Annotated in this window: 8 protein-coding genes; 3 read left to right on the top strand and 5 right to left on the bottom strand. The window is 68.9% G+C overall.

The genetic code is table 11. From position 1 onward, the window contains the following. Nucleotides 1-612 precede the first annotated feature (612 nt). The gene (locus tag JHAT_RS29980) at nucleotides 613-1644 is read left to right on the top strand and encodes an IS110 family transposase (protein WP_077801418.1); all 1032 of its coding nucleotides are present in this window, start codon (nucleotides 613-615) and stop codon (nucleotides 1642-1644) included. 356 nt (nucleotides 1645-2000) lie between these two features. Here the strand turns inward: JHAT_RS29980 and JHAT_RS29975 are convergent, their stop codons facing one another. The 3 genes from JHAT_RS29975 to JHAT_RS29965 all read right to left on the bottom strand — a co-directional run bounded on the left by JHAT_RS29975 (nucleotide 2001) and on the right by JHAT_RS29965 (nucleotide 5277). Beyond that, nucleotides 2001-2873 carry a carbohydrate ABC transporter permease gene (locus JHAT_RS29975; RefSeq protein ID WP_077801417.1) on the bottom strand — a complete coding sequence of 291 codons (873 nt, stop codon included), beginning with the start codon at nucleotides 2871-2873 and terminating at the stop codon, nucleotides 2001-2003. Next, nucleotides 2870-3844 (bottom strand): carbohydrate ABC transporter permease, encoded by a 975-nt coding sequence (locus JHAT_RS29970; RefSeq protein ID WP_077801416.1) that lies wholly within the window; start codon nucleotides 3842-3844, stop codon nucleotides 2870-2872. The genes JHAT_RS29975 and JHAT_RS29970 overlap by 4 nt, the downstream gene beginning before the upstream one ends. 110 nt (nucleotides 3845-3954) lie before the next feature. Next, nucleotides 3955-5277, bottom strand: a complete 1323-nt coding sequence (locus JHAT_RS29965; RefSeq protein ID WP_055469150.1) for an ABC transporter substrate-binding protein — start codon at nucleotides 5275-5277, stop codon at nucleotides 3955-3957. Nucleotides 5278-5548: 271 nt separating this feature from the next. Here JHAT_RS29965 and JHAT_RS29960 point away from each other — a divergent pair, with 271 nt between their 5' ends. Continuing rightward, nucleotides 5549-7999, top strand: coding sequence for a glycoside hydrolase family 2 protein (locus JHAT_RS29960; RefSeq protein ID WP_077801415.1), 2451 nt, complete (start codon nucleotides 5549-5551; stop codon nucleotides 7997-7999). Beyond that, complete coding sequence (locus JHAT_RS29955; RefSeq protein ID WP_055469152.1) at nucleotides 7996-9024, top strand: LacI family DNA-binding transcriptional regulator; 1029 nt, start codon at nucleotides 7996-7998, stop codon at nucleotides 9022-9024. The genes JHAT_RS29960 and JHAT_RS29955 overlap by 4 nt, the downstream gene beginning before the upstream one ends. A 202-nt stretch (nucleotides 9025-9226) precedes the next feature. Here the strand turns inward: JHAT_RS29955 and JHAT_RS29950 are convergent, their stop codons facing one another. After that, nucleotides 9227-10201: an ROK family protein gene (locus JHAT_RS29950; RefSeq protein WP_077801414.1), complete on the bottom strand. Its 975-nt coding sequence runs from the start codon at nucleotides 10199-10201 to the stop codon at nucleotides 9227-9229. 88 nt (nucleotides 10202-10289) lie between these two features. Next, nucleotides 10290-11537: a mannose-6-phosphate isomerase, class I gene (manA, locus tag JHAT_RS29945; RefSeq protein ID WP_063788304.1), complete on the bottom strand. Its 1248-nt coding sequence runs from the start codon at nucleotides 11535-11537 to the stop codon at nucleotides 10290-10292. Between the last annotated feature and the right edge of the window lie 47 nt (nucleotides 11538-11584).

Raw genomic sequence — 11584 nt, 5'->3', positions numbered from 1 at the left:
CCTGGCCGCGGAGGAGGGCGCAGTAGCCGAACCGGCCGTCTCATCATGCCCACCACATCCGGGCCGCGGCAGCACGATCACCCGGAGCCTGTCCGGCGTCCAACTCGTCGCCTCCAACGCCCATGCCGGCCTGGTGGACGCGATCGACGCGGTCCTGTCCGGCGCCTCCTGACAGCGCTGCCGCACCCACTGAAGCCGTAAGGATTCAACCTGTCGGGGTGGCGCCTTCGCTTTGTGCTGCGGTGAGGAGATCAGCGGCGGATCGGTAGCGGGTACTGGCCGGAGACGGGAGGAGTTCGGCTTCGGCGAGCGGGGGGCGGATCTCGCGGACCGTGTTGCCGATCGAGAATTGCTGACGTCGTCCAACGCCTCGGCGAGGACGTCCATAGATCACAACTTGCGCAGATGCAGGATAGTGAGGACGACGGGCTCTTCGTCGCCGATCTTCTTGGGGAAGACGCCGCCGCGGCTGCCCGGCTGGCGGTCGGCGCCTCGGCGCTGGTAGGCGGCCCGTTCGGTCTGAGTGCGACATGCCGGTCAGGCTCGGATGGGACAGGTTCTTCATGATCGAGGTGCGTCGCGGCGTCCGTTTGGCGCGGGGTCGTCCTGGGCGTGGACACGCACGGCGAGGTGCATGTCGCCGCCGTGATCTCCCCGCTCGGGAAGGTCCTGGGAACCGAGTCCCTTCCCGCGACGGCGGCCGGTTACCGACAACTGCGTGTCTGGGCCCGCAAGCGGGGGACGGTGCGCCGGGCCGGCGTGGAGGGCACGGGCACCTTCGGTGCGGGCCTGTCCCATTATCTGCTCGCTCAGCAGATTCAGGTGTTCGAAGTGAACCGGCCCGACCGCTCTGCCCGCCGGCTGCTCGGCAAGTCGGACCCGCTCGATGCCCAGGCCGCAGCGCGAGCCGTGCTCAGCGGTCGAGCCCGATCCCGGGCGAAATCCGGCGACGGTCCGGTGCACAGCGCTCGGATCTACAAACTCGCCAAGGACTCCGCGGTCAAGGCCCGCACCCAGGCAATCAACCAGCTCAAAGCCGTCCTGATCATCGCCGACCCCGCCCTGCGGGAACGCATGTCGAGCCTCGGCAACGCCGAGCTGTTCCGCACCTGTGCGCGCCTCGGCCCGCACGATGGTGGTGGGGCAGACGAGGACGCGGTGGCCCAGGCCACCCACATGACATTACGCATGCTCGCCGAACGCATCGAGCAGCTCACCGGACAGATCAATGAGCTGAACCAGCGACTGACCTGGCTCGTCGAACGCCACGCGCCGCAACTGCTCGTACCGGTGGGTATCGGTCCGGACAGCGCCGTCACCCTGCTGATCACCATGGGGGACAACCCTGAGCGGCTCAACACCGAAGCGTCCTTGGCTGCCCTTTGCGGAGTCAGCCCCATCGAGTGCTCCTCCGGCCGGCGGAGCACGCGCCGGCTCAACCACGGCGGCGACCGGCAGGCCAACGCCGCCCTGCACCGCATCGTCTTCACCCGCCTGCGTCACGACCCACGCACCCAGGAGTACTACGAACGCCGCACTCAGGAGGGCAAGACCCGACGTGAAATCATCCGATGCCTCAAGCGATACGCAGCCCGCGAGGTCTTCAACCTGGTCAGACCGGCTTTTCGCACCCCTGCGTTATAGGGGCGTCTGTGAATCAACGGCCATTTCCAACCGATCCCGACCGACTCCGCCCGCCGTCCAACCGCTGCCTGTCCGAGGTTCCGCCAAATCTTGGCCGGATCGGTTCCCCTCGGACGAGAACCGTGCCACGCGCGAGTGCCTGGTCTGCGACCGGTCAGGGGAAACGGTCGCGGACCAGGTCCCGTTGAGACGGCTGGTCTGTACAGCCGACGACTTCATGCCACGGCCGTCCCCTACGGGAGCCGGCTGCGCCTGTTCGAAGGTTTCTGGTCGCCTTGCGGCGCGGGGCGGCTCCGACGTCGCCTTCAGTACGCCCGAATGCCTCGTCCGGCAGATACGACGCGGCGGGGGGTTCGCTATTTTGTGGCCCCTTGAGCAAAGCCGTTGTAGATGTAGCGCTGGAGGAACAGGAAGACCACCAGCGTCGGCACGATGACGAGAACGGCTCCCGCGGAGATGTTCTCCCAGTGCGCCCCGAAGGGACCCTTGAACCGGAACAGGGCGGTCGACATGGTCCCGAGATCCTCGTCGGGCATGTAGAGGAAGGGGATGTAGAAGTCGTTGTACGTGGTGATGCCCTTGATGATGACCACGGTCGCGATGGCCGGCTTCAGCAGCGGAAAGATGATCTTCCGGTAGATGGTGAAGGAGTTGGCGCCGTCGAGCCGCGCGGCCTCGTCGAGCGACCGCGGAATGCCGCGGATGAACTGCAGGAAGATGTAGATGGCCACGATGTCCGTGCCCATGTACAGCATGATCGGGGCCCAGCGGGTGTTGAACAGCCCGAAGCTGTTGACCACCTGGAAGGTCGCCACCTGCGTCGTCACGGCCGGCACCAGCGTGGCGATAAGGAACAGCGCCATGACGAGCTTCTTGAGACGGAAGTCGAAGCGGTCGATCGCGTACGCGGTCATCGAGCCGATGATCACCGTGCCGGTGATGGAGAACAGCAGGATGAAGGCCGTGTTGCCGAAAGCCTGCAGCATGTGGCCGTCGTTGAAGGCCGTGGCGTAGTTGGAGAAGTTGAGCCAGTCGTCCGGCAGTGCCAGCGCGCCCTGGCCGTCGGAGATCTCCCCGTAGGACTTCAGCGAGGTCAGGAAGACCACGGCGAGCGGCAGCAGCACCACGAGTGAGGCGACGACCAGCGACAGGTACGTCAGGGCGGTGCTGACGCGCGGACGACGGCGCGTCTGCTCCTGCGCGCGGCGGGTCGGGGCGGCGAGGGTCATACGAGGTCCACCTTCTCGTCGGGTACGAGGCGGCGCTGGATCCAGGTGATCACCAGGATGATCGCCAGCAGTACCACCGCGCAGGCCGAGGCCAGGCCGGTCTTGTTGAACTGGAAGGCGAACTTCACCGTCTGGATGACGAACGTCGAGGTCTCCGTCGCGCCGCCGGTCATGATGTACGGGATCTCGAAGACGGAGAGGGAGCCGGAGATCGCCAGGATGACGCTCAGGCTCAGCACCGGCCGGATGCTCGGCGCGATGATGTGCCGGAACTGCTTCCAGCGGCCGGCGCCGTCCAGTTGGGCGGCCTCGTAGAGTTCGCCGGGGATGGACTGGATCGCGCCGAGGAACAGGACGAAGTTCAGGCCGGTGAAGCGCCACACGGACACTCCGGCCATGGAGGTGTTGGCCGACTCCGGAGTGCCCAGCCAGGCGTGGTCGGTGCCGACGCCGAACCAGGACAGGACCGAGTCGAGGGTGCCGCCGTCCTGGAAGAAGTACAGGAAGACGAAGCCGATCGCGACACCGTTGATCAGGTACGGGAAGAACAGGATGCCCTTGAACAGGTTCCTGAAGCGCAGATCGAAGCTGAGGACGGCCGCGAAGTACAGGGCGATGACGATCTGTACGACGGATGCCGCGAGGTAGTAGAAGCTCACCGCGAACACCCGGAACAGCTCGGGCCGGGTGAAGATCTCGGTGTAGTTCTCCGTGCCGACGTAGTTGCGGGTGGGGCTGATGCCGTCCCAGTCGGTGAAGCTGTAGTAGATCATGTTGCCCACCGGCACGTAGGTGAACGTGATCAGCAGAGCGAGGGGGGCAAGCAGGAACAGCCACGGCGTGAGCTTGCGCATCGGCCGGTCGCGCCACGAGGCGCCGGCCCGCACGCGATGCCGGGTGGGTTGCTTGCCGGTCGGGCCCGTCCCGGCGGCCGGGGCGGGCGGTGAAGCGGTGGAAGCGGTTCGGGTCATTGCGGAGCCAGGGCCTTTCGTCGTCCGCTGAGGCACCGTGCGCCGGGTCCCGTTCTCCGGGGATGCGGGGAGGGGACCCGGCGGGTGCGGGGTTCAGACGGGTGCCGGGGTCAGGGGGCGACGGTCTGCCTGGCCTCGGACCAGCGCTTGTTCAGGTCCTCGAAGTAGCCGTCGAGGCTCCCGTCCGTGGCGCCGCGGGCGATGTCGATGAGCTTCTTGCGGTAGTCGGGCTTGTTGAGTCCGATTTCGGAGGCGTTGTCGATGGCGTCGACCTCGGCCGTCCGTGCCGCGGAACGCTCGATCGTCTTGACATCGTTGTCAACATAGTCCTTGAGGGTCTCCGGCATCCCCTCGGCCTTCAGGGCCGAGACAGCGCCCTCCTTGGCCGCGTACCCGGACTTCTCGGTGAACCAGTCGATCCACGCCCGCGCGGCTTCCTTGTGGTCGGAGTGGATGTTGACGGCCTGCTGGTAGTCGGAGACCAGGGTGGAGCAGAACTTGCCGTCCTTCTGGTACGGGAGGGGCATGAAGCCGATGTCGCCAGGGTTCTGGCCGGCCTTCTCGGCCGCGTCCCGCATCTGGTTGATGGCCCAGGAGCCGAGCACCATGCTGCCCACCTTGCCCTTGGCCAGGAGGGTCTTGGAGCTCTCCCAGTTGGTGGTGGCCGGGTCCTTCTCCGACAGCTTCTCGTGGACGATGTCGTAGAGCAGGGTGTCGAGGGCGTTGAGGTCGTTGCCCTCGGCCCACGGCTTGTCCATGTCGGCGAGCTTGTCGTGGCCCTGGGTGTCGCAGCTGACGGAGCCGACACTGTTGGTCCAGGGGCTCTCCAGCGGCCAGCCGTCCTTGAAGTTGGTGTAGTACGGGGTCGCGCCGGTCTTGTCCTTGACGGCTTTGAGGTCGTCGAGGAACTGCTCGGGCGTCGTCGGCCAGTCGGTGATCCCGGCCTTCTTGAACAGCGCCTTGTTGTAGACCAGACCGTTGGCGGTGCCGAAGGTGGCGATGCCGTAGGTCTTGCCGCCGACGTCGGTCTTGTCGGTGAAGCGGTAGGTGGGCTTCATCGAGGAGGTCTCACCGAGCGGCGCGAAGAACTTGGGGTAGTCGCCCTTGGCGACCGCCGACGGGATCAGCAGGACGTCGCCGTAGTCCTCCGTGTTCATGCGGATCTTCACCTCCCCCTCGTAGTCGGTGAGGCCCTCGAACTCGACCTTCACGTCGGGGTAGGTCTTGTTGAACTCGGCGGCGTACTTCTTCATCGTCCCGTCCTCGACGAGGTCGGTGCGATTGGTGAGCACGGTGATGTCCCCCGAGACGCCGTCCGGGTTCACCGGCGCGGCGGCGGTCTCGCCGGCGTCCGCGCTGCCCCCTCCGCTGCACCCCGCAACGGTCAGCATCGCGGTGGCAAGCAGTGCGACGCTCAGCGTCCTCTTCCCCATGTGCCCAGCTCCTTTCCAAGGATTACGGCTCGGGCTCCGGTGGTGGTTGACGGCGACTATGTCAGCCACTCGTGAACCGGTAAAGCTTCCCAAACCTTCGCGATACTCAATCGTTACCTGAGGTGAGAGGCTGAGTCGGGCCATTTATGTGCCAACTGCGCTTCCGAATGGCTTCCTGTCAAGGAAAGAGGGCTAGACCGGTTCACTTCTGTGGGGTTAGGTTGAGCCGCGTTCATACGACACCGGGCCCGTCCCGCCGAAGGAGCCGTACATGAAGGAAGTCCTCCCGCTCGCCGAGGGCTGGAGCCTGAGCCACAGCGACAACCCGCTGCCCGCCCAGGTCCCCGGCTGCGTCCACACCGACCTGCTCGCCGCCGGCCTGATCCCGGACCCCTTCCTCGGCGTCAACGAACCCGCCGTCGCCTGGGTCGGACAGCGGGCCTGGACCTACGTCCGCGACCTGCCGGGCTCCGACACCGCAGGGGAGGGGCACGAGCGGACCGACCTGGTCTTCGACGGACTCGACACCGCCGCGACCATCACGCTGGACGGACGGGAGCTGGGCCGCACCCGGAACATGCACCGGCGTTACCGCTTCGACGTCACCGGCCGCCACGGGCGCCTGGAGGTGGACTTCGCCTCCGCCTACGACGAGGCGGCCTCGGTGCGGGCGCTGACGGGGGAGCGACCGAACGTCTACCCGGAGCCGTTCCAGTACATCCGCAAGATGGCCAGCAGCTTCGGCTGGGACTGGGGCCCGACCCTGGTGACCGCGGGCATCTGGCGCCCGGTCCGGCTGGAACGCTGGTCGACGGCCCGGCTGGCCGACGTACGCCCGCTGGTGACGGTCGAGGGCGGCACGGGCCGCGTCGAGATACGCGTCGAGATCGAGCGGACCGCGCAGGGGACGGCCCGCCCGCTCATCGTACGTGCCACCGTCGGGGACGGCCTGGCCGAGGCGCGCGGCGTGGTGGAGGGGACACACGCCGTACTGATGATGGAGGTGCCCGACGCCGCCCTTTGGTGGCCTCGCGGATACGGTGACCAGCCCCTGTACGACCTGGAACTCGAGCTCACCGAGGAAGCCGCAGGTCCGGGCGCCGAAGAGCGGACCCTCGACTCCTGGCACCGGCGCATCGGCTTCCGGACCGTGGAACTGGACCGCTCGGCGGACGAGCACGGCACCGGCTTCACCCTCGTCGTCAACGGCGAACGGATCTTCGCGCGCGGGGTCAACTGGATACCCGACGACGTCTTCCCCTCCCGGATCACCTCGGACCGCTACCGCACCCGGCTGCGCCAGACGGCCGACGCGGGCGTCGACCTGGTACGGATCTGGGGCGGCGGCATCTACGAGGACGACGCCTTCTACGACGCCTGCGACGAGCTGGGCCTCATGGTCTGGCAGGACTTCCTCTTCGCCTGCGCCGCCTACCCCGAGGAGCAGCCGCTGCGCGGCGAGGTCGAGGCCGAGGCCCGCGACAACGTTGTCCGGCTGATGCCGCACCCCTCGCTCGTGCTGTGGAACGGCAATAACGAGAACCTCTGGGGCTTCCGCGACTGGGACTGGGAGCCCGAGCTGCGCGGCGACTCCTGGGGCGGTGGCTACTACCTGGACCTGCTACCGCGGATCGTCGCCGAACTCGACCCCACCCGCCCCTACACGGCGGGCAGCCCCTGGTCGGGCTCCTGGGACCACCACCCCAACGACCCGGCCCACGGCACGTATCACTCCTGGGAGGTCTGGAACCGCCGGGACTACGCCGAGTACCGCGACTCGGTGCCCCGCTTCGTCTCCGAGTTCGGCTGGCAGGCGCCGCCCGCGATGGCGACCCTGCGGCGCGCGCTGCCCGGCGAACGGCTCGCGCCCGACTCGCCCGGCATGCTGCACCACCAGAAGGCTGAGGATGGCAACGGCAAGCTGAACCGGGGCGTGGAGCGCCACTTCGTGCTGCCCAAGGGCGACTTCGACCGCTGGCACTACCTCACCCAGGTCGTGCAGGCACGCGCGATCGCCACCGGGATCGAGCACTGGCGCTCGCACTGGCCCGTGTGCGCGGGGACGATCGTCTGGCAGATCAACGACTGCTGGCCGGTCAGCTCCTGGGCGGCCATCGACGGCGACGGCCGGCTTAAGCCGCTCTACCACGAGCTGCGCCGGGTCTACGCGGACCGCCTCCTCACGCTCCAGCCGGGCGACAGCGACGACGGCCTCCCCGTACTCGCCGCCGTCAACCAGTCCGCCGAGCCCTGGCAGGCACGCATCACACTGCGACGCCTGCGGGCGGACGGCACCGAGATGGCCGAGCACGTGCTCGACGTGACCGTCGCCGCCCGCGCGGTGCACCGCCGGACCGTGCCGCAGGACCTGGCCCCCGCCCAGGGGTCCGCCAAGGAGTTCCTCGTCGCGGACAGCGAGGACCTGCGCAGCGTGCACCTGCCCGTGACGGACCGCGAGTTCGCCTACCCGGTCCCGCACTACGACGTGGCCGTGGAGTCCCCGATGGGTGCCGGGACGGGTAATGTCGAGGTCGTGGTAACCGCACACACCCTCGTACGCGACCTCCTCCTGCAGGCCGACCGGCTCGGACCGGCCGCGGTCTGCGACACCGGACTGCGCACCCTGCTCCCCGGCGAACAACTCCGCCTGCGGGTCACGGGCGCTACCGACACCGGGGCCAATGCCGTCCGCGCGGCGCTGTTCTGCGTGGAACCGGCGTGAGCGCACCGTCCGTACGCGTCACCATCAAGGACGTCGCCGCGGCCGCCGGCGTGTCCAAGGGCGCCGTGTCCCTGGCGTTCAACGACAAGCCGGGGGTGTCCGACGCCACCCGGGAACGGATCTTCGCGGCGGCCCGGCAACTGGGCTGGGCCCCGAACTCCTCGGCCCGCAGTCTGTCGCGCCAGTCCGTCGACACCGTCGGCCTGGCGATCTGCCGGCCCGCCAGGCTGCTCGGCCTGGAGCCGTTCTACATGGAGTTCGTCTCCGGCATCGAGAGCGTGCTGGCCGAGCGGGACTGCTCACTGCTGCTGCGCCTGGTCGGCTCGCTGGACGAGGAGATCGGGCTGCAGGAACGCTGGTGGCGGGAGCGGCAGATAGGAGGCTCGATCCTGGTCGACTTCCACCACGAGGATCCACGGATCGCCCCGCTGCGGCGCATCGGCCTCCCTGCTGTGGCGGTCGGTCACCCGTCCCTCACGGGCGGATTCCCGTCGGTGTGGACCGACGACGACGCGGCCGTCGCCGAGGCGGTGCGCTACCTGGCGGTGCTGGGGCACCGGCGCATCGCGCACGTGGGCGGTCCCCGGGGGCTCGGGCACAGCGCCATCCGGACGACCGCGTTCGAACGGACCATGAGCGAACTCGGCCTCGACGGCGGTCCGCACGTCGAGACGGCCTTCTCAGGCGAGGACGGCGCGCGGGCCACCCGCTCCCTGCTGCTGTCCGCCGAGCGCCCCACGGCGATCCTCTACGACAACGACATCATGGCGGTCGCCGGACTCGGTGTCGCCGCCGAGATGGGCGTCTCCGTGCCGGACGACCTGTCACTGCTGGCGTGGGACGACTCCCAGCTGTGCCGGCTCACCCATCCGACGCTCTCGGCGATGAGTCACGACGTGCACGGGTTCGGTGCGCAGGTCGCGCGAGTGCTGTTCGAGGTACTGGCGGGCCACGACGTGACCTCCGGGCCTGTCGCGACGCCCTCGCTGGTACCGCGGGCGTCGACCGCGCCGCCCCCGTCGTAGAGGGGCGGGCAGGGACGGTCCAGGGGCGCGGCGTCATGCCGCGCCCCTTCGCGTGTCACCGAGAGCTTCGCTGTGGAAATGCCACCCGGACCGCGGCAAGTCCACCGGAAGTTCCACCCAAGGGCACTGCAAATGGGTACTGCAAATGAGAGCGAAGAGCTGCCCCGTGAGCCGCACTGCTCCAACAGCGTCACGAAACCGGTTAAGCGCTGGTTTCGTGGACGACGGGCGATGTCGCCCCGCTCCGTTCGGTGAACTGTTGCCGGGCGGCAGCGGCCGCGCCGATGAGGCCGGCGTCCCGTGCCAGAGCGGCGGGACGCACCTTGAGGTCACGTACGAAGTCGAGGACCGCGAATGCGCGCAGATGGCGGCGCAGGGGCGTGAACAGCGTCTCGCCCGCCTGTGCGACACCGCCCCCGATGACCGCGACCTCGATCTCCAGCAACGCCGCGCTGCCCGCGATCGCGGCGGCCAGCGCCCGGGCCGAACGGTCGTAGGCAGCCAGGGCAAGCTCGTCGCCCTCGCGTGCGGACGCGGCGACCGCGGCGGCCGAGGGCTGCGAACCCGGCCCCGGCGACCAGCCCGTCTGCACGGCGTAACGGGTGATGGCGGTCCCACTGGCATACCCCTCGACACATCCCCGCGCCCCGCAGGCGCAGGGCGGTCCGTCGATGCCGACGGAGATGTGACCTATGTGCCCAGCGTTGCCCGAAGGGCCGGGATGCAGTCGGCCGCCCAGGACGTACCCGCCCCCGACGCCCGTCGAGACGACCATGCACAGGGCGCTGTCCACGCCCCGAGCAGCCCCCAGCCAGTGTTCGGCGGCGGCCATGGCCACGGCATCCCCGAGCAGGACCGGTTCGAGGCCGGTGAAGAGCAGCGGATGGGCGCGCACACTCTCGACGAGGGGGAAGTCCCGCCAGGCGGGAATGTTCACGGGGCTGACCGTTCCGGCCGCTGTGTCGACGGGGCCTGCGCTGGCGATGCCCACACCACGCACGGTGCCCCAGGCGGGGGCGGCCGACAGGGTGTCGATCACGGCGTCGATCGTCCGTGCCATGCGTTGGGCGGACTCCCTCGCGGGTGTGGGGAGTTCGGCTCGGTGGACGACGGACCCCCCTTCGTCCACCAGCGCTCCCGCGATTTTGGTCCCTCCGATGTCCAGGGCGGCGTACACCGATGTGGTCCTTTCTCCAGTCGATCCCCCGGGAAACCTCGAAGCAGGATGTGGACGCGACGAGGAAACCGGTGATGCGACAACGTTGTCATTGCAGAGAAGCAAACGAATTCTGGGCGATCGCGCTGTGCTCTGGCGGGAGCAGGCCCACGGTGGCCACGAACAGCGTTCCTTCGCCCTCGACCAGGACTTCCTGGTCCGAGGCGGGAAGAAAGCAGGAGGCGCCGGGGCCGAGGCGCAGCGGCTCGGAGTTCCCGGTCCTCGTGCTCAGTCGGGCCGATCCGCCCGCACAGAAGGCGATGCGAGGGCCGGACGCGGGTACGAGGGGCCCGCCGGAGCCGTCGAGCTCGGTCCTGTAGAGCGCGAACTCCGCCACCGGGCAGTCGTACAGCCAGGTTGAACCCGGCCCCGGGACGCTCCTCGGCACGACCACCGGCACGCGCACCGCCGGGTCGGTGATCCGTAGCAGCTCCGGCACGTTCACCTCCTTGGTCGTCAGTCCCGCGCGGAGCACGTTGTCCGAGTTGGCGAGCAGCTCCAGGCCGACCCCGTGCACGTAGGCGTGCAGCCCGCCCGCCGGCATGAACAGGGCGGTGCCCGGCTCCAGAACCCGGTGGTCCAGCAACAGGGAAGCCACCAGGCCGAGGTCTTCGGGATGATGTCCTGACATGCGTTCCACCACCGCGTACGCGGCCGCATGAGGGTGCGCGGACCGCGCCAGGCGGCGGCTCGACGCCACGACGGCGGAAGTCAGCGGCGCGCGATCGTTCGGCGCGCGTTCGAGCAGGGCGCGCAGGGCCTCGGAGAGGGCTTGCTCACCGGTGCCGGCTCGCAGCAGCCCGATCACCGGGCGAAGGCCGTCGACCTCGAGGCTCTCCAGGAGGTGCGCGGCCTCCTCGCGGTCGCGGAATCCGGCCAGGACCTCGAAGCGGCTGAGCGCGTAGAGCAGTTCGGGCTTGGGCCAGTCGTCCGCGTAGGGGCCGTGACCGCCGCGGGCCTGCTGGGCGGCGAAGGCCGAGCGGGCCTGGTCCCGGTCCGGATGCACCTGGATGGACAGCGGCTGCTCGGCGGCCAGCACCTTCAGCAGGAACGGCAGCCTGCCTCCGAACGTCTGGGCGCAGGCGCCCCCCAGCTCCCCGTCCGGATCGCCGGCCACGGCGTCCAGGAGCGTCGTGGCCCGTCCGTCGCGGGTCAGCCCCGCGGGACCGGACGGATGCGCGCCCATCCACAACTCCGCCTCCGGCCCGGCCGACGGGGTGTCCCTCCCCTGCAGCCGGGCCAGTGCGTCGCGTGAACCCCATGCGTATGGCTTGATGATCGGTTGAAGTAGATCCACGGTCGTACGTTAACCGTGTCTGAACAGATTCCGTGAGGTGTCCGGGC

The organism is Streptomyces sp. JHA26 (assembly GCF_002005565.1).
In the GTDB taxonomy this organism is placed as follows: Bacteria; Actinomycetota; Actinomycetes; order Streptomycetales; family Streptomycetaceae; genus Streptomyces.
The sequence above is the reverse complement of the archived record's forward strand: the minus strand, read 5'-3'. Positions and strand labels throughout refer to the sequence as shown.

Bases quoted from the DNA above. Each gene is read 5' to 3' on its own strand.
- JHAT_RS29965 (WP_055469150.1), bottom strand. From the start codon at position 5,277: ATGGGGAAGAGGACGCTGAGCGTCGCACTGCTTGCCACCGCGATGCTG.
- JHAT_RS29975 (WP_077801417.1), bottom strand. From the start codon at position 2,873: ATGACCCTCGCCGCCCCGACCCGCCGCGCGCAGGAGCAGACGCGCCGT.
- JHAT_RS29970 (WP_077801416.1), bottom strand. From the start codon at position 3,844: ATGACCCGAACCGCTTCCACCGCTTCACCGCCCGCCCCGGCCGCCGGG.
- JHAT_RS29960 (WP_077801415.1), top strand. From the start codon at position 5,549: ATGAAGGAAGTCCTCCCGCTCGCCGAGGGCTGGAGCCTGAGCCACAGC.